General features: G+C 51.9%; 23 protein-coding genes. 9 read left to right on the top strand and 14 right to left on the bottom strand.

Annotation, left to right across the window (positions count from 1 at the left end):
* Nucleotides 1–5 precede the first annotated feature (5 nt).
* Together E6Q52_RS06810 and E6Q52_RS06805 are read right to left on the bottom strand one after the other, a co-directional pair.
* Nucleotides 6–1,145 (bottom strand): phosphoserine transaminase, encoded by a 1,140-nt coding sequence (locus E6Q52_RS06810; protein WP_292820236.1) that lies wholly within the window; start codon nucleotides 1,143–1,145, stop codon nucleotides 6–8.
* Nucleotides 1,142–3,286, bottom strand: a complete 2,145-nt coding sequence (locus E6Q52_RS06805) for a hypothetical protein (RefSeq protein ID WP_292820233.1) — start codon at nucleotides 3,284–3,286, stop codon at nucleotides 1,142–1,144. Before E6Q52_RS06805 ends, E6Q52_RS06810 begins: the two co-directional genes overlap by 4 nt.
* A gap of 168 nt (nucleotides 3,287–3,454) precedes the next feature.
* Here E6Q52_RS06805 and ribD point away from each other — a divergent pair, with 168 nt between their 5' ends.
* The 4 genes from ribD (at nucleotide 3,455) to E6Q52_RS06785 (ending at nucleotide 7,335) form a co-directional block, all read left to right on the top strand.
* Nucleotides 3,455–4,546 carry a bifunctional diaminohydroxyphosphoribosylaminopyrimidine deaminase/5-amino-6-(5-phosphoribosylamino)uracil reductase RibD gene (ribD, locus tag E6Q52_RS06800; protein ID WP_292820230.1) on the top strand — a complete coding sequence of 364 codons (1,092 nt, stop codon included), beginning with the start codon at nucleotides 3,455–3,457 and terminating at the stop codon, nucleotides 4,544–4,546.
* A 6-nt stretch (nucleotides 4,547–4,552) separates the two neighbouring features.
* Nucleotides 4,553–5,353 carry a TatD family hydrolase gene (locus E6Q52_RS06795; RefSeq protein ID WP_292820228.1) on the top strand — a complete coding sequence of 267 codons (801 nt, stop codon included), beginning with the start codon at nucleotides 4,553–4,555 and terminating at the stop codon, nucleotides 5,351–5,353.
* Nucleotides 5,354–5,624: 271 nt separating this feature from the next.
* On the top strand, nucleotides 5,625–6,701 hold the full coding sequence (gene mtnA, locus E6Q52_RS06790) for an S-methyl-5-thioribose-1-phosphate isomerase (protein ID WP_292820225.1): 1,077 nt from the start codon (nucleotides 5,625–5,627) through the stop codon (nucleotides 6,699–6,701).
* On the top strand, nucleotides 6,694–7,335 hold the full coding sequence (locus tag E6Q52_RS06785) for a class II aldolase/adducin family protein (RefSeq protein WP_292820222.1): 642 nt from the start codon (nucleotides 6,694–6,696) through the stop codon (nucleotides 7,333–7,335). Before mtnA ends, E6Q52_RS06785 begins: the two co-directional genes overlap by 8 nt.
* Nucleotides 7,336–7,337: 2 nt before the next feature.
* Here E6Q52_RS06785 and E6Q52_RS06780 read toward each other — a convergent pair whose 3' ends face one another.
* From E6Q52_RS06780 to E6Q52_RS06765, 4 genes are read right to left on the bottom strand one after another with little or no spacing between them, the layout of a single operon-like run.
* Nucleotides 7,338–7,832 (bottom strand): hypothetical protein, encoded by a 495-nt coding sequence (locus E6Q52_RS06780; RefSeq protein WP_292820219.1) that lies wholly within the window; start codon nucleotides 7,830–7,832, stop codon nucleotides 7,338–7,340.
* Complete coding sequence (locus E6Q52_RS06775; RefSeq protein ID WP_292820216.1) at nucleotides 7,829–8,569, bottom strand: arginyltransferase; 741 nt, start codon at nucleotides 8,567–8,569, stop codon at nucleotides 7,829–7,831. Before E6Q52_RS06775 ends, E6Q52_RS06780 begins: the two co-directional genes overlap by 4 nt.
* Nucleotides 8,556–9,254, bottom strand: a complete 699-nt coding sequence (gene aat / locus E6Q52_RS06770) for a leucyl/phenylalanyl-tRNA--protein transferase (protein WP_292820213.1) — start codon at nucleotides 9,252–9,254, stop codon at nucleotides 8,556–8,558. Before aat ends, E6Q52_RS06775 begins: the two co-directional genes overlap by 14 nt.
* A gap of 5 nt (nucleotides 9,255–9,259) precedes the next feature.
* The gene (locus E6Q52_RS06765) at nucleotides 9,260–12,046 is read right to left on the bottom strand and encodes an EAL domain-containing protein (RefSeq protein WP_292820210.1); all 2,787 of its coding nucleotides are present in this window, start codon (nucleotides 12,044–12,046) and stop codon (nucleotides 9,260–9,262) included.
* Between the two features lie 255 nt (nucleotides 12,047–12,301).
* Here E6Q52_RS06765 and E6Q52_RS06760 point away from each other — a divergent pair, with 255 nt between their 5' ends.
* On the top strand, nucleotides 12,302–14,527 hold the full coding sequence (locus E6Q52_RS06760; protein WP_292820207.1) for a YgiQ family radical SAM protein: 2,226 nt from the start codon (nucleotides 12,302–12,304) through the stop codon (nucleotides 14,525–14,527).
* 32 nt (nucleotides 14,528–14,559) lie between these two features.
* On the opposite strand, the gene E6Q52_RS06755 is transcribed toward E6Q52_RS06760, so the two are convergent.
* Both E6Q52_RS06755 and E6Q52_RS06750 read right to left on the bottom strand, forming a co-directional pair.
* Nucleotides 14,560–16,221: an alkaline phosphatase D family protein gene (locus E6Q52_RS06755; protein ID WP_292820204.1), complete on the bottom strand. Its 1,662-nt coding sequence runs from the start codon at nucleotides 16,219–16,221 to the stop codon at nucleotides 14,560–14,562.
* Between the two features lie 25 nt (nucleotides 16,222–16,246).
* Complete coding sequence (locus E6Q52_RS06750; protein WP_292820201.1) at nucleotides 16,247–18,721, bottom strand: patatin-like phospholipase family protein; 2,475 nt, start codon at nucleotides 18,719–18,721, stop codon at nucleotides 16,247–16,249.
* Between the two features lie 208 nt (nucleotides 18,722–18,929).
* Here E6Q52_RS06750 and E6Q52_RS06745 point away from each other — a divergent pair, with 208 nt between their 5' ends.
* Entirely contained in the window at nucleotides 18,930–19,778 is an 849-nt protein-coding gene (locus E6Q52_RS06745) for a TraB/GumN family protein (protein ID WP_292820198.1), read from the top strand.
* A gap of 22 nt (nucleotides 19,779–19,800) precedes the next feature.
* Here the strand turns inward: E6Q52_RS06745 and E6Q52_RS06740 are convergent, their stop codons facing one another.
* The 6 genes from E6Q52_RS06740 to E6Q52_RS06715 all read right to left on the bottom strand — a co-directional run bounded on the left by E6Q52_RS06740 (nucleotide 19,801) and on the right by E6Q52_RS06715 (nucleotide 23,791).
* Nucleotides 19,801–20,271 carry a hypothetical protein gene (locus E6Q52_RS06740; protein WP_292820195.1) on the bottom strand — a complete coding sequence of 157 codons (471 nt, stop codon included), beginning with the start codon at nucleotides 20,269–20,271 and terminating at the stop codon, nucleotides 19,801–19,803.
* Nucleotides 20,272–20,306: 35 nt separating this feature from the next.
* The gene (locus E6Q52_RS06735; protein WP_292820192.1) at nucleotides 20,307–21,668 is read right to left on the bottom strand and encodes a phosphatidylserine/phosphatidylglycerophosphate/cardiolipin synthase family protein; all 1,362 of its coding nucleotides are present in this window, start codon (nucleotides 21,666–21,668) and stop codon (nucleotides 20,307–20,309) included.
* A gap of 76 nt (nucleotides 21,669–21,744) precedes the next feature.
* A complete protein-coding gene (locus tag E6Q52_RS06730) occupies nucleotides 21,745–22,125 on the bottom strand; it encodes a response regulator (protein ID WP_292820190.1) in 381 nt (126 codons plus the stop codon).
* A gap of 88 nt (nucleotides 22,126–22,213) precedes the next feature.
* Nucleotides 22,214–22,846: a response regulator transcription factor gene (locus tag E6Q52_RS06725; protein ID WP_292820187.1), complete on the bottom strand. Its 633-nt coding sequence runs from the start codon at nucleotides 22,844–22,846 to the stop codon at nucleotides 22,214–22,216.
* A gap of 33 nt (nucleotides 22,847–22,879) precedes the next feature.
* Nucleotides 22,880–23,362 (bottom strand): hypothetical protein, encoded by a 483-nt coding sequence (locus E6Q52_RS06720; RefSeq protein WP_292820184.1) that lies wholly within the window; start codon nucleotides 23,360–23,362, stop codon nucleotides 22,880–22,882.
* A 12-nt stretch (nucleotides 23,363–23,374) separates the two neighbouring features.
* Entirely contained in the window at nucleotides 23,375–23,791 is a 417-nt protein-coding gene (locus E6Q52_RS06715) for a hypothetical protein (RefSeq protein ID WP_292820181.1), read from the bottom strand.
* Between the two features lie 311 nt (nucleotides 23,792–24,102).
* On the opposite strand from E6Q52_RS06715, the gene E6Q52_RS06710 reads away from it, so the two are divergent.
* From E6Q52_RS06710 to E6Q52_RS06700, 3 genes are all read left to right on the top strand, one after another.
* Complete coding sequence (locus E6Q52_RS06710; RefSeq protein WP_292820178.1) at nucleotides 24,103–25,533, top strand: CHASE3 domain-containing protein; 1,431 nt, start codon at nucleotides 24,103–24,105, stop codon at nucleotides 25,531–25,533.
* A gap of 139 nt (nucleotides 25,534–25,672) precedes the next feature.
* Nucleotides 25,673–26,188, top strand: a complete 516-nt coding sequence (locus tag E6Q52_RS06705; protein ID WP_292820175.1) for a BON domain-containing protein — start codon at nucleotides 25,673–25,675, stop codon at nucleotides 26,186–26,188.
* Nucleotides 26,189–26,333: 145 nt separating this feature from the next.
* The gene (locus tag E6Q52_RS06700; protein WP_292820172.1) at nucleotides 26,334–26,771 is read left to right on the top strand and encodes a BON domain-containing protein; all 438 of its coding nucleotides are present in this window, start codon (nucleotides 26,334–26,336) and stop codon (nucleotides 26,769–26,771) included.
* Nucleotides 26,772–26,807: the final 36 nt, after the last annotated feature.

The following is a 26,807-nucleotide window of genomic DNA, read 5'->3' as shown; positions in this document are numbered from 1 at the left end:
GCCGGTTAAGCGTAAGCGGGCGACAAAGCGGTGGTTGCGGTTGTTGCTTGATAACGCTGGCGAAATGTTTGCATAAAGTCAGCCAGTTGCTCAGCGGCTGCCAGCTCTAAGCCGTTATAAATCGACGCCCGAATACCGCCTATGCTGCGGTGGCCATTCAAGCCTGAAAACCCTGCCAGGTGTGCTTGCTGAAAAAACGCTTGCTCAATCTCGGCGGTTGGCAAATTAAACACCACATTCATTGTAGAACGGTCAGCCACGGCCGCACGGCCACGGTAAAAGTCGGCGTGGTCGTCCAGTACCTGATACAAACAGTCTGCCTTGGCCTGATTACGTTTGGCCATATTGTGCAAGCCGCCCATTTCATCACGCAACCAGCGTGTCACCAGCAACACGCTATAAATCGCAAACACGGGTGGGGTGTTGTAGATAGAGTGCGCATCGGCTTGCGCATGGTAATTGATAAAGCCTGGCAAATCATCAGGCAGGCTGTTCATAAAGTCATCACGCAAGATCACCAGCGTCACCCCGGCCGGGCCAATATTTTTCTGTGCATGGGCATAAATCATCGAGTAGCGATTAAAGTCCCCAGGCGCCGATAACAGGTCTGAGGACATGTCACAGATACGTGGCACATCGTCGCGACCGGGCACGCGATGGAACTGCAACCCTTCTACCGTCTCATTCGAGATATAGTGAAAATAGGCCGCATCTTTGGAGAGTTGTAACTCAGCATCGGTAGGCAAGCGACCAAACTGGTCAGCTTTGCCACTCCATGCCAAGTGCAATTTGCCGGATTTTTCTGCCTCGTGAATCGCCTTGCCGCTCCAGTAGCCGCTATGGATATAGTCTGCTGACTGCCCGTTGCGCAGCAAATTCATTGGCAACATAGAGAACTGCTGCGTGGCGCCGCCTTGCATCATCAACACGCGTGTAGACGCTGGCAAACCCATCAGATGGCGGATATTGTCTTCTAACTCATGCACCACCTGCGCAAACCATGCCGAGCGATGGCTGATGCCTAAAATAGACAAACCGACTTCTGGTACACAGAGCATGGCGGTGTGCAGTTGTTGCAAGACGCTTTCAGGCAAGGCGCCCGGGCCGCCAGAAAAATTCAGTTGATTGGCATTCAGTTTCATCATGCGCTCTCCAGTAAAGGTTGCGGCTGTAATGCGTATAAATATTGCTCAAAAGCTTGCTGTAGCTTGCCGATTTGCCCGGCTTTAAACGGGAACAGGCTGGCAGAATCCATGGCGTGCACGGCCATGATGTGGTCGATTTCGAACACCAGTAATTGGCCGTCTTTGGTCTCTGCACAATCAATGCATACATAGTCGAGTTGCAAACGCTGGTAAATCGCGGCCAGCGCCGTTTGGTGGCGCGTGGCAAAGCTGGCAAAGTTCTGCATAAACGCACCTTCTTCGGCCCGTTTGTCAGCGGAGTCATACATACCGGCATTGACGTAATGCACCATCCAGTCACTCGAAATCGCCATATGGCAAATAAACGGCTGGCCGCGCAGCATGGCGATGCGGTATTTACGGAACTGGCCATCCTGGCTGCTGTAATCGACAAAGCGCGAGACAAAAAAAGCGGTACTTTGGACTTGTTTTAAATAGTCCGCCAGTTCAGCTGGCTGCGTGATTCTGGCCAAGTCGTTACCGGCTTGCGAGCCGACCGGGCGAATAATCAAGGGTAATCCAGGCAGCGCAGCCGGGTCGGTAATCTCTGCCGGGCGCGGCATGCTCAAACGCGTGACGACCTGGCTGCGGGTGAGTTTGTGCGTGCGCGGCATATCGAGGCCGGGGACGTCTTGCAGCAACTCACTGAGCTGGTCACGGTTAACGTTGGGCAACAGGTGTGGCGGATTAATCACCGGCCGGGCGTAAGCTAGCAGGCTGGCTTGCACTGCCAGCAGCAAAGCGCGGTTGGCCTGGCTATCTGAAAGGGCGACCATCACCGCGTCGTGTTCGGGCATGGGCGATGGTAGCGGCTGCTCGACTGAGGCATAGTAATAAAGGAGTTCTACCGGGCTGTTTTCCAGCAGGCAATCAATCGGCGTGTTTTCAGACAGATCGCCTGGCGTCATGATCATCAGCAAGCGAAAGCGTGGCGGCTGGCAGTTTGCCGGGCGGCGGTAGAGTCGTTGTAAAGACAGCGCCTGCTCTTGAATCGCCAGGCCCATGTCGCGCATTTTCAGGCATAAAAAGCCAATTGCCAGATTCATCCACAAAATGGCGTTCTCCTGGTCCTGATTGGCCTGAACCAAGAGCGATTGCGCATGCGCGCGCAAATCTGCGCCGCTGAGGCTCATGCGCAGAAAAGGCGCCAGCCCTTGAAAGGTATGGCTGGCATTGTTGTGGGCCAAGGCGTCAAATAAATTGCGCAGATAGCGCTTTTTTTCGCTGGCACGCGCCGATGCCCAGAAGTCATCGCTGCGATAGACCTGGTTGCCCGCGATTGTTAATTGCAGGTGGTATGGCTGGCCGAGTAATTCTGTATGCACATAGGTCGCAAAGCACTCGGCAAAGTCTTCCTGCACATCCATGCTGGCGTATAAGGTCGGAAACGCCGTCCTGGCCAGGTCACGATAGAGGTCTAATGCCTGGCTGGCATGCAGGGCCGGCTGGCGATAGAAACTAATTTTTTCGCGATGCGGGAAATTCTGCTCTGGCCGGATCGCCTTGCTGCCATTGGTTTGCCAACTGAGTTTGCTAAAGTGACCAGCCAGCTTGGGTAGCGAGAATGCCCACGACTGCGGGCAAAGGTCGGTCATAGTGGACACAATATGGCCGAATTCATGCAGTAACAGAAAACGCAGTGCCTGGATGCGGTGGTCATTTTCTGGGGTGGCGATCTCGACGCTGATTTGTACCTGCTCATCGGCCACGAAGGCTGAATTTTCTTTCCAGCTAGCCCAGGCATTTGCCGACGGATGGCGGAACGCCTGGCTGTCGAGCACAATCACAAAGCCGATATTGTTGCTGCCATCGCCCAGAGCGACCATGTCGGTAAAGCCTGAAGCATCAAGGCCATTGGCAAAGAAAATACCCAATATGGACTTATTCAGTGTATCAAGCAGGCTTTCAGGCAATGGCGCCAGCACCTGTGCCAGGTCCTCTTGCCAGTCAAGGGTTGATTCCAGGCTCACAGATGGTAATCCGTGCGTGCGACCATACTCTGACAGAAAGTCCTGCAAGTCTGCGGTGGGCGGGGTCAGGCGTGTATGCAGCGGTTGCGCATACAAGGCCAGCCATGGATTTGGGTCAGCAATATAAATCATGCCTCAGTGTAGCGCCATCGCGCGCGAAGGTTAGCGGCAAAAAAACTGGCAAATACCACGGTATTCAACAGTTAAGCGGTGAGGGCAATACACGGACTTTTTGGCTGATGGCGTGCAAGGCAACGACAAAAAACCGCAGTGCCGTGTTTTTTTGTATCATGGCAGTCTATGCAAGTGACCTCACAAGATATTGAATGGATGACGCGCGCGCTGCGACTGGCCGCGCGCGGACTGTATACCACGACGCCCAATCCGCGTGTGGGATGCGTGATTGTCAACAATGGCCAGGTGGTCGGCGAGGGCGCACATTTGAAGGCGGGCGAGCCACATGCTGAAGTGCATGCTTTACGTGCGGCGGGCGAGCAAGCGCGTGGTGCCACCGCGTATGTGACACTGGAACCCTGCAGTCATTTTGGCCGGACGCCACCTTGTGCCGACGCGCTCGTGAATGCGGGGGTGAGCCGTGTCGTGGTTGCCATGCAGGATCCGAATCCGCTGGTCGCAGGCAATGGCATTGCGCGTTTGCAGGCACAAGGCATTGTAGTCACGGTGGGCGTATGCGAAACACCGGCGCGAGCCCTCAACCCTGGTTTTATCCAGCGCATGACCCAGCAGCGGCCTTATGTGCGCCTCAAGGTGGCCGCCAGCCTCGATGGCCGTACGGCGTTGGCCAATGGTCATAGCCAATGGATTACCTCGGCCGCTGCGCGCAAAGATGTGCATCATTGGCGCGCACAAAGTTGTGCCATTGTCACCGGCATTGCCAGCATCCTGCAAGACGATTCCTCGTTGACGGTGCGCGACGTGAATACCCCGAGGCAACCGTTGCGGGTGATTGTGGATAGCCAGTTGCGCATCCCGATTGATGCCAAGGTGTTGCAGGATGGTAATGCGCTGGTGGCTTACGCACAAGGCGATGCTGCCAAACTGGAGATGTTGCAGGTGATGGGGGTGCGCACCTTGCAGGCACCCAATGCACAAGGCCAGGTTGACCTCGCTGCGCTGATGCAGGCGTTGACGGCCTTGCCATGTAATGAGGTGCTGATTGAAGCGGGTGCCACGCTCAACGGCGCATTTATGCAAAGCGGTTTTGTGGACGAATTATTGCTCTATTACGCGCCTAAATTGATGGGCCACACTGCGCGAGGCATGTTTGACCTGCCTGCGCTGGCGCAGATGTCGGATGTACGCGATCTGAATATTCTGGATGTGCGCCAGTTCGGTCAGGATATTCGCATTCAAGCTAAATTTCAGTTTTAATTTTATATGCTGATAGACACCCATTGCCATCTCGATGCCAGCGAGTTCGACGCAGATCGTGACCAGGTTTGGTTGGAGGCACAAGCGCATGGTGTACGTGCGGTGGTGATCCCGGCGGTCACGCAGGCGACATTTCAACCAATCATGCAGTGGTGCGCACAGCAGCCGCAGGCTGGCTTTGCGTTGGGCTGGCACCCCATGTATGTCACGCAGGCGCCGGATGATGCTTTGCAGCAGTTACAGCAATATGTGGCTGACGTCCTGACGGGTCCGCAGGCGCATCAATTGCTGGCGATTGGTGAAATCGGCCTCGACTTTTACCTGACGCGTGACAACGAAGCCAAACAAATCGCTTTATTTGAAGGCCAGCTACAGATTGCCAAACAATTTGAGTTGCCGGTGATTTTGCATGTGCGCAGTGCGATAGATAGTATCCTCAAATATCTGCGCAAGCATCGCGTTTGTGGTGGGATTGCCCATGCCTTTAATGGCAGCATGCAACAAGCCGCTATCTTTGCGGATTTGGGATTCAAACTGGGGTTTGGTGGTGCCATGACCTGGCCGCGCGCACTCAAAATTCGGCAACTGGCCGCAGCGTTGCCGCTGGAGCAGCTGGTGTTGGAGACGGATGCGCCCGATATTCCCCCGGTTTGGATTGGTCATCAGGGGCGAAATAGCCCTGTGCAATTAAAAAGAATAGCGGAGGAACTATGCCTTATTCGTGGCTTAGAAAATTCGCAACTCATTGAAATGATAGGCAAAAATTCTACGCAAGTTTTGCCGAAATTACCGCATTTATGCACATGACTTAAAGTGACACATTAAGAATGTGTCGAAAGTGTTTCAATTATAGTGATGCATCGTAAGTCACTGATTTTATTGAATAAAAAAATAGATTAAAAAATGAACTTTCGGAAAAAGTCCTTTTAAATTGGTAAGTTACGGAATTAAGACACAGCAATCCACAAAGTTATCCACAGATTTTGTGGATGGAAAAATACGGTGTTTGTCCTACAGGAAAAGCAAGCGCTTTTACAACTTTTACAATTATTGATTACTCGTCAGCAGAGCTCTTTTTATGCGTGTTAAACAACAACATTTTCGTACCATCTGGAAACAAGCCCCTGCGGTCTGTCTGATCGATCAAACCCGTTTGCCATTTGAGTTTGTCACGGTTGAAGTGACTACCCTAGCGCAGATGTGTCATGCCATACGCAGCATGCAAGTGCGGGGGGCGCCGCTGATTGGCGCCGCGGCGGCTTACGGCGTTGCTTTGGGGGTGCAGGAGTTAGCAAGTGATGAGCATTTAGCATTGGTGATTAAACAATTAGTCGCTACCCGGCCCACGGCAGTAAACCTGACGTGGGCGGCACAACGCATGCAGCAGCAATTACTGGCGTTGCCGGTGTCCGCGCGTGCCACGGCCGCCTGGGCATTGGCACAAGCGATTGCTGACGAGGATGTGACACAGAACTTGGCCATTGGCCAGCACGGTAAGGCGCTAATTGCGGCAAAAAGGACAGTGAATCCGCAACAGGTTGTGAATATCCTCACCCATTGCAATGCCGGTTGGCTGGCGACCGTGGATGGCGGCACCGCACTAGCGCCGATTTACGCGGCACATGATGCTGGCTTACGGGTGCATGTGTGGGTGGATGAGACCCGTCCACGTAATCAGGGGGCGAGTTTGACGGCCTGGGAGTTGGCCCAACATGGCGTGCCGCATACGGTGATTGCCGATAATGCTGGCGGCCATTTAATGCAGCATGGGCAAGTCGATATGGTGATTGTGGGCGCTGATCGCGTCACGCGAGAGGGGGACGTCTGCAACAAAATAGGCACTTATTTAAAAGCGCTAGCGGCGTTTGACCAGCAAGTACCTTTTTATGCAGCCGTGCCGACGCCCACCATCGATTGGCAACTGGCGCGCGGGGCGGATATTGAGATTGAAATGCGCGATGCAGACGAGGTGGCTTATATGCAAGGGCAGGGTGATGACGGGCAGGTGCAGCGCATACGTGTGATTCCTCATGAAAGCACAGCGCTTAACCCGGCGTTTGATGTCACGCCTGCCAGATTGGTCACCGGCATTATTACTGAGCAGGGTGTATTTACGCCGGAGCAGCTCACCCGTCTGGAGCCATCGTATGCGTAAGGCACCCCCCGCACAACAGTTGCTGGACACCGCCCTGCAGATGGCACAAGCTGGGCTGAACAAGGGCACTTCTGGCAATGCCAGTATGCGGCTGGACGATGGCTTTTTGATCACGCCCTCTGGCGTGCCTGCCGAACAACTCAGTACCCAGAGCATGGTGTATATGGATTGGACAGGTCAGGCGGAGGCCGGTAAGAAACCATCGAGTGAGTGGCGTTTTCATCGGGATATTTTGCAGGCGCGCCCTGAGGTGAATGCCGTCGTGCATTGCCATAGCATGTTTGCCACCACCATCGCCTGCCTGGCGCGTGATGTGCCGCCGTTTCATTATATGATCGCCACCGTGGGCGGTGACACGATCCGTTGTGCGCCTTATGCCTTGTTTGGCACACAGGCCTTATCTGATGTGGCGGTGAGCGCGCTGCAAGACCGCAACGCCTGTTTGCTGGCACACCATGGCATGATTGCTTTAGGCAAGCATTTGCCGCAAGCGCTGGCGATGGCGGTTGAGGTCGAAAACTTGTGCGAGCAGTATTGGCGCCTGTTACAGCTTGGCGAGCCTGCGTTGTTAACGCCTGACCAGATGCGTGAAGTGCATGCCCAGTTTAAAGGCTATGGCCAATGGGGCAGGTAAGATTACAACTTGGGAAACAGTGACAGCGTCGTCAGCCTTAGTAGCCGTGAGGGGTCGCATATAAACACGTTGTTTTGCATTGCTAGAATCGCCTCTGCCGGTGCATAGCATTTGAGTAGCACACCGCCAGAGTCTACCGCGTTCAGGCCTTTGGCATAGGTGGTGGCGATGTCTTCCGAGGGGGTCCAGCAAAAACCGATCTGGTCATGATCAAATAAAAACCAGCTTTCACCGCGGTATAAGGTCCAGCCATCGCCGCCATAGCCTGGCAAGGCTTGTTTGAGCACGGCCAGCACCAGGGCATCGTCTTTTATCTTTGCGCGTAAGTCACCGCCGTATTGCGCCCACAAAGCCGCAATGGCGCTTTTTTGAAATACGCTGTCGTCTGCATGCCTGACGATATAAGCAAAAGTCGCGCGCCAGAGGGTAGCATCGACCACATTTACATAGACGCCCAGGCAAAACTGCTTGGCGAGCGACTGGGGGCTATGTTTCATGGGCGGGCTGCTGGCACCCACTCGCCATCCAGCAGTTTCTCTTGTGGCTGAAACTGCTGTTTATAGGCCATTTTCTGGCTATCAGCGATCCAGTAGCCGAGGTATAAATAAGGTAATTCGAGTTGCTTGGCCCAGTTGATTTGCCAAAGAATGCTATGGGTGCCGTAGCTGGCTTTATCGCTGGCATCGTAAAACGTATAGACCGCAGACAAGCCATCCATCACGATGTCGATCACACTGACCATTTTAAGGGTGCCCTGCCCATCCCTAAACTCGACCATGATACTTTCAACGTTGCTTTGACACAAAAACTGCTGATATTGCGCGGCATCGTCTGCCTGTTCAGTCGCATGCGCGGGGTCAGGGTGGTGGCGTTGTTGCTGGTAGGCCTGGTAAAGCGCGAAATGCTCAGCATCGTAGCTGGCTTCGCGGATAGTGACTTGCAGATCAGCATGTTTTTTTAAGGCACGTTGCTGGCTGCGTGTCATTTGAAACGCATTCACCGGCAAGCGCACTGAAACACAAGCGTGACAATGTTCGCAGTGCGGGCGGTAAGCAAACTTGCCACTGCGTCTGAACCCTTGCTGGATCAGGCCACTATAAACCGGGCCGTCGACCAGGTTTTGGGGCGTGGCAATCAGGCTTTGGGCCAGTTTTTTGGGCAGGTAGCCACACGGGTAGGCCGTGGTGACATAAAACTGCAGTTTCTGTAATGGGGCATCGTTAGGTAACGTCATCTTGCACCAGCATGTTCAGTTGCGCGATAAATTGGTCTCTGGGAATTTCATAAGCGCCAAAGCTTGCCAGCAGTGGCGTATGCATCTGACAATCAATCATACCGACTTGTTGCGTATTTAACCATTGCACCAAGTGAGCAAAGGCCACTTTAGACGCATTGCTGACATGGTGAAACATGCTTTCGCCATAAAACATGCGGCCAATTTTCACCCCATAGCAGCCACCCACTAGCTGGCCGTGTTGCCAGGCTTCTACGCTGTGAGCATAGCCCAGGCGATGTAGCTGAGTATAAGCCGCAATGATCTCATCCGTGATCCAGGTGCCAGGCTGGTCGGGGCGCGGCGTCGCGGCACAGGCGTTGATCACGGCCTCAAAGGCGGTATTAAAGCGGATGTCGAATGGTTGTTGCTGTATGACTTTGCGTAATGAGCGGCCGATGTTCAAGGTGGCAGGAAACAACACCATGCGCGGGTCCGGGCTCCACCAGAGGATGGGCTCGCCTGGGCTAAACCAGGGAAAAATACCCTGCCGATAAGCCGCCAGCAAACGGTCTGCGGTCAAGTCGCCGCCAATCGCAATCAGGCCATTCGGTTCTTTCAATGCCTGCTGTAACGGCGGAAAAGGCGTCGTAGTGTCCAGAATGCGAACTGGCCCGCCAGGGAGCGGGTAGTAGTGTTCTTGCATAAATGTTAATTAAATTGGTAAGGGTCGTGCTTGCTTGACCATTCTATAACCTTGTTGCCCGCCATGCCACGCGAAATGCCAAAGCCTTGGGCATAGTCGCAGCCGAGCTCGGCCAGGATGCGTGCCTGCTCGGCTTTTTCAACGCCTTCTGCCACCACTTTGCGGCCAAATTCACGGCACAGCATCACCACGCCTCTAATCACCGCCAGGTCTTCCTGGTTGCTGAGCATGTTGTGGATAAACGACTGGTCGATTTTGATGATATCCACCGGCAGACGGCGTAAATAAATCAGGGAAGAGTAACCCGAGCCAAAATCATCAATCGAGAAAGCCACGCCAAGTGCCTGGCATTGCTGAATCACCCGGTTGACGCGGGCGAAGTCACTGATGGCGGCACTTTCGGTAATCTCAATATGCAGCTGTTGTGGCTTGATCTCTGGATATTTTTTAAACAGATTGGCCAGTTGTTCAGTGAAGTGTTTATGCATCAAGTGTTGTGCGGCAATATTCACTGACACCTGGGTGTGCAGGCCCTGTGCTTGCCATTCGGTGAGTTGGCGCAAACTTTCTTCAATCACCCATTGGCCTATATCGATAATCAGGCTGGTGTGTTCAACCGCATTTAAAAAGTCATTCGGGTAAAGCAAACCGCGCAAGGGGTGTTGCCAGCGCAGCAAGGCTTCAAAGCAGAATAATTTGCCTGTTTGCATGCACACTTGCGGCTGATAAACCAGTTTGATATGGCTGTTTTGAATGCCGTTGAGCAAATCGCGCAAGAGCAATTGTTGTTGCTGTGACTGTTGAGCCGAGGCCAGGTCAAATAGGTGGAACTGATGTCCGCCATGGGTTTTGGCATGATACATGGCATGGTCGGCATGGCGCAGCAGAGTGTCAGGCGGGTTGTTGTCAATCGGGTAGAGGGTGTACCCGATGCTGGCGGAAATCGAAAATTTGAATTTTTCAATCGAAAACGGTTTTTCAATCGCCGTCAGCAGTTTTTTGAGCAGGCGCATATATTCGGTTTGCGTGCGGCCACCGCACAACAACATGGCAAATTCATCGCCGCCCAATCGCGCCAGGGTGTCTTGCGGTTTGAGAATCCCCCTCAGCCGGTTAGCCAGTTGCATTAGCAGCTTGTCGCCAAACTCATGACCATACTGGTCATTCACAATTTTAAAGTCGTCGAGGTCTATGTAGCAGATGGCCACCAGCGATTGCTGGCGTTCGGCTTCGAGCAAGGCTTGTTGCAAGCGGCTGGAGAACAGCACGCGGTTGGGGAGTTGGGTCAGCACATCATGATAAGCCAGATGTTCCAGCATATTTTGCTGTTCTTTGGCACGGGTAATGTCCGAGAATAAACCGACATAATGCTGAAATTGGCCTGTCTGATTCATGACCGGAGACAAGGCCAGCTCAACCAGATACTCATGCCCGTGACGATGGCGATTCCATACCTCGCCTTGCCACTCCTGAAAGGCCTGAGCGCCCACATACAATGCTTGAAAAAAATCCGGCTGCTGGCAGGCAATGCCCAAGGCGGCTGGAGATTGCCCAATCGCTTCTGCCTGCGTGTAGCCGGAGACCACGCTGAATGAGGGGTTACATTGCACAATCAGGCCGCGTTCATCGGTAATAAAAATCGCATCGTGTGCATGGTCAAATACACTGGCAGACACTTTCAGGTGGTTGGCGCTGGCTTGTATCTGGCTGACCATTTCACGCAAGCGGCGGCGCATTTTGACCATGTTGGCGATTAGGGTATCCGGCGTCGCGGCAATATGGTCTTCGGTAAAGTCGCCACTTTCAATCCGCATCAGCAGCTGTTTTGCGGTTTCTGGCTCGCCTCCTAGCGGGTTTAACACAAAGCGCTGCAAGCCGCTGACAACCGCCATTAATACCACTAGCGTGAGAATGAGTGCGATGATCATCATCGGCGACAGTGCCCCGAGTGCCGACCAGTAGGCTTCATTGACGGGATAGAGGATATTGATTTTAAAATCCCATTCTGGCACGTCTTTGCTGACTTTTTTCCAATGCTGCTGTTGGTCGTCCAGCGCCGCCAACGCTTGTTTTTTGGGGATGCCGCCGGTCAGAAAACGAATCTGGCCACGGCCATCGGTAATGACGACAAAGCCTTTTTCTAAAAAGCCCCATTGACGGATGGCCTGGTCAATCGCATTGAAATCCAGTTTGTAGCCCACATACCAGGCGCCGATGACACGCCCCTGATTGTCGTGCATGGGCTCGTAGCGTGATAGATAAGCCTCACCCAAAATATCAACCACGCCATAATAGGTTTCGTTTTTTTGTAGTTTTTCAATGGCTTTGCCATACGGGTTGAGCTCGGTGCCAAAGGCATTGCTGCCGTCGGCTTTTTTGACATTGGTGGCAATACGCAAAAATTGTTGGCCGCGTTTGACAAAAATAGTGGCGGTACCACTACCGATACGCGTGACTGAGTCCACCAATATCGTTCTGCCGGTTTGCGGGCTGTCGCCAAAGCGCAAGTTTGGCACCTGTGTGCCCAGCATGTCGGTGACACCGTGAATATTGGGCGGGCCTTCAACCGAGGCATATTGTTTGAGCAAGGCCATGCTGGACAGCACATGCTCACTGACCAGCGTTCTGGCTGTGACTAGCAGGTTGGCGAGTTTTTGCGTTTCTTCATGGGCCTTGGCTTCAATATTATTCAGATGATGATTGAAAATAAAGGCGAATGAAATGAATCCTATCAGCAGGCCAAAGGCAGCTAAAGGCAATAGAATTTTTTTGAACAGCGTGTAATGCTTCATTGTTAATTTAATAATTATTATGTAAAAAAATACCCCACACTCCACCATGGTTATACAGGGCTTTAACCGTCGCCGCAATCATAAACATGCTGCAGTGCTGTGAATGTCGGTCTTTTAGCACCGAGCGTCTGATTCAGCACACAGATTATCCTGGCGAATCAAGTGGTAGGAATTGCGTGCTTGCCCCCAAAATTGCGGCATTAAGATACATTTTTTAAGAAAAAATGATTTCAAATCAATCAATTAACGCGTAAAATGCGCAACTCTCAAGCATTGCTGGTCACCCGCGTGGAAATTTACACCTCCCTTACTGCCAAACCTGTTAACAGCTACCGCCCGTATTGGGCCAAGCGCTTTGGTACTGCGCCTATGCTGCCGATGAGCCGCGCCGAAATGGATGCGCTTGGCTGGGACAGTTGCGACATTATTCTGGTGAGTGGTGACGCCTACATTGACCACCCCAGCTTTGGCGCTGCCTTGATAGGGCGTCTGCTAGAAGCACAGGGCTTTCGCGTCGGTATTATTGCGCAGCCGGACTGGCAGTCAGCCGCCGCCTTTAAGGTGTTGGGTAAACCGAATCTGTATTTTGGCGTGACTGCTGGCAATATGGATAGTATGGTCAACCGTTATACGGCAGACCGTAAGATCCGTTCTGACGATGCTTACACGCCGAATGCCGAGCCCAACAAGCGCCCGGACCGTGCAGTGCTGGTCTATTCGCAGCGCTGTAAGGAAGCTTATGCAGATGTGCCGCTGGTGATTGGTAGCATTGAGGCCAGCCTGCGCCGCATTGCCCATTACGATTACTGGTCAGATAAAGTCCGTCGTTCTATCCTCATCGATTCCAAAGCCGATATTCTGCTCTATGGCAACGCCGAGCGCGCCATTGTTGAGTTGTCACACCGCATTGCGCGCGGTGAGCCGGTGCACGAAATTCAGGATATCCGTGGCACGGCGTTTATCCGCAAACAGGTGCCTGATGACTTTGTAGAAGTGCCTTCGACCCGTTTGGACCGACCAGGTGTGGTCGAGAAACACGAAGACCCTTACGCCATGAAAATGGGTAAGGGCGATGCCAGTTGCGCGACCGATGACAAGGCTGGCGATACCACGGCTGCTGCACCAACGATTAGCTTGCCATTGCCGCTCAAAGCCACCAAAGTGCCGCGTGACCGTCAGGTGATCCGCATGCCGTCGTATGAAGAGGTGGTGAGTGACCCGGTGATGTATGCGCATGCTTCACGCGTGCTGCATCTGGAAGCCAACCCAGGCAATGCGCGAGCGCTGGTGCAACGGCATGGTCAGCGTGAAGTCTGGCTGAATGCGCCCCCGATTCCACTCAGTACCAAAGAGATGGATTATGTTTACGACTTGCCATATGCGCGCAAGCCGCATCCGGCCTACAAAGGTGCCAATATCCCGGCTTGGGAAATGATCCGCTTTTCGGTCAACATCATGCGCGGCTGTTTTGGCGGTTGTACCTTCTGCTCGATTACCGAGCATGAGGGCCGTATTATCCAGAGTCGCTCTGAAGACTCCGTGTTGCGCGAGATTGAGGAAATCCGCGACAAAGTGGATGGTTTTACTGGTGTCATTTCTGACCTTGGCGGGCCGACCGCCAATATGTACCGCTTGTCGTGCAAGTCTGAAGATATTGAAAAAAATTGCCGCAAGTTGTCTTGCGTCTATCCGGGCGTGTGTGAAAACCTCAACACCGACCATTCGGCACTGATTCAGCTCTATCGCAAAGCACGTAACCTGCGAGGTGTGAAAAAAATCCTCATTGGGTCGGGCTTGCGTTATGACCTCGCCGTGAAATCACCAGAATATGTCAAAGAGCTGGTGCAGCATCATGTGGGTGGCTATCTCAAGATCGCGCCTGAGCACTCAGAAGAAAACGTGCTGAGCAAAATGATGAAGCCGGGCATGGGCGCTTATGATGAATTCAAGCGCATGTTTGAAAAATTCAGTGCCGAGGCAGGCAAAAAACAGTATCTGATTCCATACTTTATTGCCGCGCATCCTGGCACGACAGATGAAGATATGATTAATCTGGCCTTATGGCTCAAGCGTAATGATTTCCGCCTCGACCAGGTGCAGACCTTCACGCCGACACCAATGGCGATGGCGACCGCCATGTACCACAGCGGCAAAAATCCATTACGTAAAGTGACTGCTGATTCTGAGACGGTGCCTGTGGCCAAAACCGGCACCATCCGCAAGTTGCAAAAGGCGTTTATTCGCTACCACGACCCGCAAAATTGGCCCATGCTGCGCGAAGCGCTCAAAAAAATGGGACGCGCTGATTTGATTGGTAACGGTAAAAAACATCTGGTGCCTGCCTATCAGCCCGCAGTATTGCAGCAAATTGTGCAGTCCGACGGCAGCCGTTTCCAGGCCAAGGCCATGCCTAAAGGCTTTAACCAGACCAAGAATCCGGCCTACAAGCATAAAGCCAGAAAACCTGGCGCGGGCCGCTAGTCTGGTCTCATTCGCGCGTCTAGTCTCAGACGCTAGTAAGGCAGTCCCAGCACTTGATAACCCAAGCTTGGGCTCGCCTGGCTTTGCGCACGCGCAGTCAGGTCGTTCGCATGCGGAAAATCGATGGTTTCATAATGCCAGTTGACCCACACCTTGTGGTCACTGCCTTCATGCATGCAGGCGTAGTTACGGTGAAATAAAAAACGATTGCCAGACGCGTCTTTGCGCAGCGTGGCAGATAAGACGCAGCCACCGCCCAGGTCAATGTCCGGCTGCGTGACGCTAGACGCCATCCGGATCACCGATTGCTCCATGCTCATTGGTGGCGGGTGCACAATGCCAGAAGAAATCAGTTGTACGATATTGCCGGTGTTTGATGGATTTGCAGGGTTAGGCTGCTCACGATAGATACCGCTGGCTGCCACATGCACATCGCCTGAAATAATAAATACCTTGGTCGGCGTGTGCGCCTGCAATGTCGCCTGAAACTGCAGCAGCCGCTGCAAAATGCTGCACATTTCATCGTAATGCGTACTAAATCGCCAGTGGTCCGCCATATCGTCGTAGGCATCAAAATGTATACTCAGGCGGATATTGTTGTCGCTTTCGGAAAAGTGGCGGTAAAGAAATGGCACGCCACTCAGTACTAGCAGTTTTTGACCCGCTTGCCAGCCTGCTTGTAGTTCGGACAGGCCTTGGATGAAGTCAGCTTTGCCGCTACCCATAATGTTGTGCAAGGTACGCTGGCTGCGGTTGTCCATCACCAGCAGGCCATAATCTCGAAAACGCAGGGTCATGCCAAAATGCGCGGGTGCGGCAGTGGTTTGTTGCAGGGCCTGGTTGTTGACGCTTCTGACTTGAAACAGTGTGAAATATTTTTTTGTGCTGTCGAACATGGCCTGATACGTCGGGCACGCTTCGAGCCGATAAGGTTGTGAGCCCCAGCCGTCGATAATGTCGTGGTCATCCCACATCATGACGCTGGGAATGCTGGCTAGGCAGTAGCGTAAGGCCGCCGATTGCGTCCAGCTTCTGAGATAGGTGTCGAGGTAGAAGCTATCTATACGCTGCCTGAGCGTGTCAGAGACTGGCGCCGATAATTGTGCTTTGAGCGGTTTTTGCGACCAGGCATACAAAGGCTGTTTTTGATTGAAAATGGCGTCTGCATAAATCTGGTCACCGCCCATGATCAGGGCCGCATAAGGCGCATCGACCACTTCTGCATAATCCACATTCGCCATATGCGCAGCTTGCTGTTGCTGCATGCGTTGCCACAGGTAGTCCATAGGCGCTGGGTGTTGCGCGCGCACCTTGTCTGACGAAAAGCCATTACATGAGGCGAATGCCAGTTGTATGCGCTGCTTGGCTGCCGGGCAGAAAAACGACCACTCTGCGACCAGGCTGTTGCGCGTGAGGGTATAACTGGCTGCCTGCGACTCAATCAAAATCTGGTAATTGCACACCTGGTCTAGCGGCGCCAGTGGAATCGCGATTTCTGCGCGCCAGAACTTGCCACGGCTCAGGGTGCTGATCAAGGTGAACTCGCTCCGCAGGCTTTGTTTGCCGATGCGATAGGCCAGGCTAGCGGCGTCGATGTCGTTTTCAGACAGAAAGCAAACGCTGTAAATGGTGGCGTTTGCGTGCTCACCCTCCAGCCCCAGCAAGGGGCCCAAAACAATATTGTGTGATGACATGCGTGCTCCGTGTGGCAGTAATGGCTTAAGTCGCACTTTCCAGCAGGCCTGGGAGTAGTGCTTGTATTTGTTCGGCCGCTCTTTTATCCGTGTGATTGGCAGGCAGCTTCAGGTGTTGCGCAATATGCTCGCCCAGTCGGCGATAACTCTCAAACTGTGATTCACTAAAAAACTGGTCTACCGTACTGTGGTGCGGAAAGCTGGGTTCTTGCAATTTAAAATTAATCAGGTCGCTGGGCTCATCGCCCGTCAGCGAGCTTTTGATATACACCAGATAACCCATATGGGCCGGATCGCCATCGCCCAGGTAGTCAATGCTGCCAATGGCAAAATGGCGGGTGCCGCATTTAAACAAACCATATTTGCAATCGTTGACGGGTAATAAATGGTCGAGATTGAGATTAATGGTAATGCCAAAGTCGACCTTGCATTTGCGGATAGCGTTGCCTAAGTCTTCAAATTCATAGCAGCCATCGGCACCGGCGTCTACAGCAATAATCAGTTTGCAGCGTCTGCGCACCAGTTCATAAATGCCGAGGTTTTCAAAATGGCCGCCATCGGACAAGTACAGATAGCCCGAGGTCGGGCCGGTGTTGGTGATTAACTCTTTGATCAGGTAAAACAGGTTCCAGAACGGCGATTGCCGTTGTGGCGGATTGCGTAGCCGCAGCTTGCAGCGAAATCGCATCAGCAGACGGTTAAAGTAATTCTCATGCAGCGGGTTGCCAAACCAGCGTCCCAGGCGTGCATTGAAAATAGTCATAATAAAGCCCATGACCGGGTTGGTGTGATAACCCATATTGGGGCTGGCGGCGGCGCCACTGGTCGAGACCAGGCTACCCAGCTCCGGGCCGCCTTCGCCGGTGTAGTGATGGGTGTCATACCAGACTTCGTTATCCGGCAATTTAAAGCCGCAATAATAAGGGCTGAACATAAACGAAGCCGCCTGGCGTTGTTGCCAGGCCAGTTGCGAGCCGTCGCTGATATTCACGGCGGTATTCACGATATGGGTTGGCCGTTGCCCGCGCAAAGCAGACATGGCGAGATCATCATTGTTGTCAAAACCGGTGAAACTATTGGGTTTGCGCGCATTGTTTGTTGCCCCCAGATAGCAGCGTGTCAGACGGTTACGGTAAAAATTGTGCAATGAAAACACATTGATATCGATGCGCCAGCTGCCGACAATAACGATGAATATGGCGGCAGAAAACCATAAGCCACGATGAGGCGAAAGGTACAGACTGAAACTCAGGTAGCCAGAGACCAGCAGGATAAGCGCGACCACAATATAAGGCAGGGCAGTGGTGCATGCGCCTTTGAGGCTATTGGGCGACTCCGTGCCCGTCGCGCGGCTTTTGCCTAGCCTGGCAGTGAAAAACGCCAGTAACCAGGAGCCTATCCCGGTCAGGCTTTTCTCTGTCGTGCCCAGATTGCCTAGCCATTGATGAATCAGCACCGGAATATAAAGTGCGCAAGCGAACAGCGCAAGCCAGATGACACAAAAGCCGATATTGATGCCGCCGATGCGATGCCACCACTCTCGCGTACTGACGTCGATCATACGTCCACCGATGCCCATGATGGCGACCAGCCCGGCAGAAATCAGCAGTGAAATCACCGGCACACCCAAGCCTATCCAATAGTTTGGCTGGAGCTGACTGGCCTCGCTTTCACCCACATGGCTTGTCAATAGCTGTTGCCAGCTTGACTGGGGAATCGCCCACAGCAGCAGGCTGAATCCTAGCACGCCGCACAAAAAGGCCAGCACCGGGTAAAGCGCATGTGCGTTGCTCAGACAGTTGCGGCGACTAAAATAGAATGAGCTGGCCAGGCTGATGAGGGCCAGGACGATGCCAGTTTTGCCGGTGAGCGTTTGTGCTGTATTTTCAAGCAGTTGCTTTAACAGCTCGCTATCCAGCGTGAATGCGGGCAGCAGGCTGCCATGTATCTCCGAGTGGCTGAAAAAGATCACCGACATCATCAAGACGATGAGCACACACAGCAGTAGTACCTGATTGAGCAGGGTGTTGGCCATCCATTGTGCCAGCGCAGCCAGCGTATCGCCGGTGAATAAGCCGGTTTTGGGCGTCAGGTAGTTGCTGTAACTGCGTAGCCAGAGAATGGCTTGTTCGGTGGCTGTAAGCTGCCGTGCGACAAGCGTTTGCGGTTGGGTCGATAGCACCAGTTCGGCCTGCACGGTATTCACATGGTTGCTATGCTTGACCAGGCTGGAAAACCAGGCACCGATATAGCCACCGCCAGAGACGGTTGAAAGATAGTCGAATTTGTTGAGCAGGCCTTTTTTGGCCAGCCCTTGCAAGATGCCGAGATTGAGCGTGGCGCTGCGGATGCCGCCGCCGGAGAAGGCCAGGCCAATCAGGTTGTCCTTGTGCATGTCTGGACGCAAATGGGCCATGCCACACATTTCAGCATCCAGCACGGCTTCAAACACATGTGTTTTATGCGGGTCGGTTTCTGTTGCCTGGTCGGTCGGATGCATGGCCATCTCCCTGTGTGTATCGTTGATATTTTTTAACACATGGTAGCGCTGTATCATATCTGTGACAACCCTGCGTGATGGCAGAGGCACAATCAGCAAACATGGCAGCTGCGCACTATTTGTGAGACGATGTTGGCTGGTCGTTGATAGGAAACCTATTCAAGCCAGGCCAGTCAACCAATGGACGAATGAAATCATGAGGAATGCGATGCGAGGAGTCTGGCTATTAGCCGCGGTATGTATCTTGTTGGGCCAGCCTTTAAGCGCGGCTGAAAAAAGCCTGTTTTGGCAGTTGGAGTCACCTGGCGGGCAGGTAAGTTATCTGTTTGGCACCATGCATACCGACGATAACCGCGTCACCGAGTTTGCGCCTGCGGTGGTGCAGTCACTCAAGCAGGTCGATGTATTTATGCTAGAAGTGGCAGAGGCGCCGCCAGCATCACTGTTACAGTTGCCACAAGGTAACTTGCAACAGTATTTATCAGACGCCGAGCTGGATAAAGTCTCTAGCCTGGCGGATATGCATGTGATGCCGATGGACCATGTGCTCAAAATGAAGCCATGGTTGCTGGCCGTGATTTTTGACCTCCCCAAGCCGCAAACGCCTTTTGCGCAAGACTTTTTACTCAAGGCCAAAGCAGAAGAGCTGGACAAACAGGTGCTCGGGCTGGAAAGCCCGCAGGAGCATTTTGGCGTGATGGACAGCATGACGATGGACGAGCAGTTACTGATGTTGCGTGCTGTGCTCAAGCGTAGCCAAAAGCAAAAAGAAGGCGATTTTGAAAAGCTGATTAAAGCCTATCAGGCCGGGGATGCCGAGCAGGTGGCGAATATGGATGATGCGATGACGCGTGGAATTTTGCCTGCAGCCTTGTGGCAGCGCATGCGAGTCAAATTGCTGGATGAGCGCAATGTGCTGATGGCCACCCGCAGTATTGATCAGGCCAGGCAGCACCGTGTGTTTATTGCGGTTGGCGCGGCGCATTTGGCCGGGCAGAATGGATTGTTACAGGCGTTTAAACAAGCGGGGTTTAAGCTGACGCCGCTTAAAAAGTAATATTTTGCCGAGGCGCACTGCGTTATTGCGCCGCTTCTTGCGCAATGCGCGTAATATGCGCAACAAAGTCAGCATCCTCGCCCACTAACAAGCGTGGCAGATGCTGGCGAAAATCTTCACGCTGGCACCACTCACGCATATAGTCCTCCCATGACATCCAGCGCCGCAGGCGTTTGCCGCGCATGTCTGGGTCGTAGGTGAGCAAATAGGCGCGTTCAAACAGCGAAATCAATATCTCAAACAGCACCAGTTTGCGCTCCTCCTGATCTGCCGTCATGGCCAGGGATTCGCTGTGCGAGCGCAGCTGCAGGTCAGGATTGGTCATCACCAGTTTTAAAAAGTCGGTGTAGTTGTCTGCCAGCAGCTGATACACCTCTTCGTCCTCATTTTCGCGCTCTTTACGCTGTTCAAGCATAAAGGTCACAATCGCCAGCGGCAAGCCGACGACGGTGACGACATAACTCAGTAATTCCCAGGTGTCCTTATCGATCATTTCAGTGCGTCTATCCTGTCAGCGTATGATTCGTTTTACAGCATACCCTCAAACATACGCGATGATTGCTGCTTGATTTTTTGCCAGAGCGGACGCTCCTGCCACTGCTGCCATTCAATTTTCTCAGCATTCTTCACATCCTGCTCAAAGCGGCTTTCCAGCAGACTGGCGGTGTCGTTGCCCAATATCACCACATCAATTTCGGCATTGATGCCTGCGCTGCGGTAATCGAAGTTCGAGCTGCCAATCACCGACCAGACCCCGTCAATAGAGACCATTTTGGCATGTAATACTTGATCCTGCATCTCGTAAATCGCAATGCCGTGTTTGAGCAAGTGGCTGTAATGCGAGCGCTGTACATGCATGGACAGCGTAGAGTCACTAAAACTGGGCACCAGTAATGACACCTGTACGCCGCGGTCGGCGGCGTTGACCAAGGCCTCCTCTTGTGCGCTGGTGGGCACAAAGTAGGCGGAATTGAGGATGATATGATGTTGTGCATTCTGAATGGCAGCGATCAGGGCCAAGTAGTATGGTGAGTCGGTATTTTTACGTTTGCTGGCGGGCGTGGTGATCACACGCACAAACTGTCCTCCCTGTTTGGTTAAAGTTGGAAAAAAACCACGCGTGTCCAGCGGCTGTGCAGCATCCCAGTGCGCCAGAAAGGCTTGCTGGATATTGGCCACCACCGGGCCGGTGATCATGATGTCGGTATCTCGCCAGTTCGCTTGTTGCAGGTCGGGCAGTTTTTGTTTGCTAAAAAACCGCAGTGAGCCTTTGCTTTGGTAGGTTTTGCTCAAGTTAACGCCACCAACAATGGCGAGCTTGCCGTCAACCACCATGATTTTGCGATGGTCACGTTGGTTAATGCTGGCGAGGCTGCTGGCTTGCACCGGATGAAACACCGTGATTTTGGCCCCAGCTGCTTTCAAATGATCAAACAGTGCCGGTGGCGTATCGGCGGAGCCAATCGCATCGTAGATGAGATGTACGCTGACCCCTTGCGCTAATTTCTCCAGCAGCAGCGCCTGCAGGGTGATGCCCCCCAAATCCACATCCTCAAAGGTAAAGTATTCTAGATGAATATGCTGTTGCGCTTTTTCGAGCGCCTGCCGCATATGGCTAAAGGTCAATTCGCCATTAAACAGCATGGTGACTTTGTTATCAGCGTACAAGCTATTGCCCGACAGCGCCTGCTCCACACGCAAGTGTTCGGCCAGTGAGGTACGGATGCTTTCGTCGCTAGTCAGTTTCTTTAAGGCTTGATCAACTTTGCCAGGGGGTAAGGTTTGTTTGGCTGTCACCACCGTCACGGGTTGGGTCTGTGTCTTGATCTCGCTAAGCGCCTGTTTGGCATCTGGAATCGTCGCACACCCTGACAGCCACAGGCTGGTCATACACAGGCATGCAGACAACAGTCGTGTGCAAAAATGTGTGGGCATAGCGTCCACCGTCAGCATGAAAGTGGGCTAATCAGGAAAGATGGCTGGCGTGCTGCTGGATCACGTCCATGCACTCGTCAAATTGCAGAGATTTATCGAAGAAGTATTCCACGCCCATATTGTGCGCCAGATTGCGGTAGTAGCTATTGCCATGGTTGGTCAGCATGACAATGTCTGGCACTTTAAACGGGTAGTTTTGCTGGCGTGTATGGCGCACCACATCAAAGCCGGTGCCTTTGGCTAATTCAATATCCAGCACGATCATGTCGTATTGTCTTGAGTTGAGCAAGTCTATGGCTTCATCGCTGGTGGTGGCGATGTCCTTGACGTCCAATTGATCACAGTCGTGCAGCATCTCAACGATGACATCACGAATCAGTGCGGAATCTTCAACTAACAATAATCTATACATGACAGTTTAACCAGTGACTGATGTCAAATAAGTGGTTAACACAGGCTGCTTGATAATCGTTTTCATACGCATATTCCATGGTATGGGCTTAATTAAGCAACCCGTATTTAATCGCATAGTAGGTCAAATCAGCATTCGATTTCATGGCCATTTTCTCTAAAATGCGGCTACGGTAAGTACTCACCGTTTTAATACTGATAAATAACTCATCTGCAATAGCGGTCGGCGTTTGGCCAGTTGCCAGTTTGACGAACACCTGAAACTCACGGTCAGACAAAGTTTCATGCAATTGCTTTTCAGACGGATGGCTGAGTTCATTGGTCATTAATTCGGCCAGTTCTGCCGATATATAGCGCTTACCGGCCGATACCGTGCGAATCGCCAGAATGATTTCATCCGAATCTGCATTCTTGGATAGATAGCCCTTACAACCGTTGCGCATTAAATTGAGCGCATATTGATCCTCAGCATAACCACTCAATACCAACACGGGCAAGTCTGGCGAGACATGCTTTAATTCATGCAAGGTATCTACACCGTTTTTGTCCGGCATGGAAATATCCAGCACCATGGCATCATATTCATTTTTGCGGACCAGCTGAATCGCTTCAGCGCCTGACGAAGCTTCCCCGGTCACTTGCAGATCAGTTTCCAGTTCAATCAGGTTGCGTAAACCATCACGGACAATGCTGTGATCATCTACCAATAGAATTCTTTTCATGCGGCTCTCTTCAACTCGTTAGTCAGGTTTTTATCAGCTTGCAGCTTTGGCAGTATCCGCTTGAGGCGCGGCTACCGGCTCAGTGGGTTCGGCAGGGCTCATTTCTTTTCTAAACAGTTGCCAGTCATGGCTAATCATAGTCAAAGAATCAGCAAATAACGGCTTTTTGTGCCAGATCCCACGTACCGCGAAAAAAACAATCACGCCAATGACCGTCGGCACCAGCATCGCCAGGCCCAAAATCAGAGAACGATGTGGATGTTGCCACAACAGTGAAAACAGCCACATCAAGCCTAATAATCCGGTAAAAATGAACATACTGAACACCACCAACATGCCTACCATGCTGGTGGCCAGGCGTTCAGTTTCCTCCAGAAAATCCTGTTTTAGTTGTTGCGCACGATCCTCTGTGTAATCGGCAAGGTGATGACGCAAATTAAAAAAACTGCCTTTCAACGCGTTCACCTTGCGATTTAAAAACAAAACAGCGACAAATTTCAAGAGGTTTACCCACATAGCTTTCCTTGCTTATTCACCACGTTTAGTGCCGAGCAGATATCCTATCAGCAAACCGACACCAGCGGCTACCAGCACAGTCCCAAGTGGATGTTCTTGCACGGTATCGACTGTTTTGTCTTTAATGGTGTGGTAGGTGTCGCTGACTTCACGTTGCACCTGCTCCTTGACGCGACCGGCCTTTGAACTCAGATCAGAGGCAATTGATGCTGCGCTTTCTTCACTGGTCAAACGGTCCAGGTTACTTTTTAGGGTATGAATCAGCTCTTTCGCCTTATCCTGCGTGTTGTCTGCCGTGTCATTGACCGCATCCAATAATTCATTGGCGGTCGATTTAACCTGTGCAGCAATTTGTTCAATGGCCTGATCAGATTTTTTAGCCAAACGATCGGTTGTGTTCTCAACATTGTCTTTTGAAAAATTAAACATTTTGAAACTCCTTTTTAAATCGTGGTTACAGATGAATGAAAACAGTGTGCCTTAGTTAGCGCGTTAATGAAACGACTTGTGTTTTCAGCATGTGACCCATCATACGCGACTGGCCGCAGGGTTCTCTATCGGCCAGCTACCGATAGTCGGGTCGGAATTCTCTGACAGCGTGTTAATGAATGCCGCGATTCTATCTTTACGTTGCTGTTAAGCCACAACACCGCTATGATGCATTTGATATATTGTGAACAATAGATGTTAAAAACGTTACGCCGGATTGCCTGATTTTTCAATCTTTTCATTCGATCGCCATGCAAAAAGTTAGAACCACCCTTATCGCCCTGCTAGACCGGCTGGAAAAAATCAGTGATACCTTTGGTGGTAACACCGTCGCTTTACTCACGGTCAGTTTGATGCTGGCGGCTGCCATGCTGGTGGTGAATGATCGTTTTATTGTCACCACGCGTGAAAAAACCGATGTGTTGACCCTGCTTGACCAATTGCTGCTCGAAACCTGGAAGACACAATCTAACCTGGCGATTGCCGAGAGTGCGCAGCGTGGATACCTGTTGACGCGCTCGGAAAGCTACTTTGAGCCCTATGATGAGGCGACCAAACAAATGGGGCAGCAGCTGCAAGACATCAATCAATTGCTCAATCATACCAATCTGGTCAGACATCCGGTGATACAAACCACCATGAATGAACTGGTAAACAGTATTGTTAAAAAGTCGGCAGAAATGAGCGTGACGATTGATTTCGCCAAAAAACGACAATTTGATAAAGCATTGGCGGTGGTCAAGCTGGATTCCGGGGTCAAGGAAAGCCGCAATATTGAAGTGTTATCGCGTCAGTTTGAACAACTGGTGCTCGATTACCGCGATGAAGTAGCGAATGCTCGTGATACCACACGTAAATTTATGCGTTGGTTTGTCATGGCTTGTCCGCTTATTTTTGTGTCATTGGTGGTGCTGGTGATTCGTCGTTTGTTGCGTGAACTGGCGGAGAAAGCGGACTTATATGTCAGGCTGACAGATGAAAATACCGAATATGAGCGCAATATTCAACGGCTAACCACCACCGTGCAAGGCCAGGCTTTGCAGGCACAAACCAATATTGAGCATGAGCGTTATCAGTTATCCAGAGAGTTGCATGATGAGCTGGGCTCGTTGCTGACAGCGATTAAGATGGATATCTCCTGGGCGATCAAGCATTTGAAAGACCAATTGCCGCAGGTGACCGAAAAGCTTAAAAAGACCAATCAATACTTGGATCGCAGTATCAACTTTAAACGTGAAATCGTGCAAAACCTCCATCCGGCCATGATCAAAAGCTTTGGCCTGATTGCCTCACTGCAAAACTTGATAGACGAAGCCAGAATGCGTAACCAGTGGCAGATGGATATTATTATGCCTGAGCAGGAAATGGCGATTAACGAAACGGTGAGTCTGATTGTTTACCGGCTGGTGCAAGAGAGTTTGAATAACTGCAGCAAATATGCCAAAGCCACTGAGGTGTCTGTGCATCTTATGCATGACGAGCAGCATATCAAGTTGGAAATTGTCGATAACGGTATTGGTTTTGACCCTGAAAAGCTCACCAATAGCACGCATGGTATCAGCGGTATGTCTAACCGTGTCGAGACTATCGGCGGACATTATGAAATCTCCAGCGCCCCTCAACAAGGCACCAGCACGCGTGTGCTGTTACCTTATCTCAAGAGTGATTCCTCTACTAGCTAATCGCAGCCCGGCCTGAATGTAGGCCATTTCTGACAGGACATTCAGTCGTTGGACGACTGACCTGACACGATAGCCTGATTAATATGGCTACACAAGACAGCAGAACTGTTTTGTGTCATGCGTGAATAAGGAGACGCTCATGTTAATGTCAAAATACACACAAGCAACAATCTTTGGCGGCCTGTTGGCGACAACCATCACCTTAAATGCTTTTGCATTCGATTTGCAGGAAGTCCAGAACGGTGAAAAACCTTATCTGGAAGAATTTAATACGCTAGATAAAAATGCCAACAACACACTGACCTGGTCCGAGCTGCAACAGGATAAAGCGGTCAAGCAGCAAGACTTTAAAGCCTATGACCACGACAAAGATGGCAGTTTGAGCTATGACGAATATGCAGAGCTCAAAACACAAACCAGTCAAAAAGCCATCAAAGGCGCGATGTCCGACAGCTGGATCACGACCAAAGTGAAAGCCCGTTTGCTGGAAGAAGAGTCCTTGAAGTCACTCAAAATCAGTGTCGAAACACACAAAGGTGAAGTGCTGATCAGTGGTTTCGTCAGCGAAGCCGCACTCAAATCTAAGGCCGAGCAATTGGTGGCCGCAGTGGAAGGCGTGAAATCTGTGAAAAACGCTATTGTGGTGAAAGGTTAACAAACACCCCCTCGCAAGCTACAAATTCTCTCCCAAGTGCGTAGCTTGCTTTTTTCTTGCGGCGGGTTGTTCTTCATGTGTTGACTGATTCATCCTCTGTACAACTTGAACAACTCGCCACCTTATACAACAGAAAGGAAACATCATGATTAAGATGAATCGTTATCTGGCAATGAGTAGTATGGTCGCCGTATTGGTTGGTGGCAGTGCCGCCGTATCAGCCGCTGAGTTGGTCGCAAAAAATGATGCCATGTATCACTTTTTACCTAGCGACACCGTGGTTGATAATGTCAAAAATATCCTGCAAACCCATGGTATCGATGCTGCCAGTATCCAGGTGGACGCTGATGCCCAGGGAGTGGTGCAATTGAGCGGTGAAGTCGGCTCTAAGCAAGACGTAGAGACCGTCACGCAGCTTGCCAAGCAGGCGGATGGTGTGTATGCCGTGTTAGGCGCATTGCGCTACAGTGCCGGTGAAGCTGTGCCAGCGCCTGTTCCAGAAGGCTTGGATCCAATGATGGACGCGCCAGCAGCAGGGGCTAACAGCGAGCAGCCAGCCACTGAGCAAATAGACGCGCAATGAACAGCGCGGGAGGCTCAGCCCTCCCGCGTGCTGATG

This window comes from Methylophilus sp. (assembly GCF_008015755.1).
In the GTDB taxonomy this organism is placed as follows: domain Bacteria; phylum Pseudomonadota; class Gammaproteobacteria; order Burkholderiales; family Methylophilaceae; genus Methylophilus.
The sequence above is the reverse complement of the archived record's forward strand: the minus strand, read 5'-3'. Positions and strand labels throughout refer to the sequence as shown.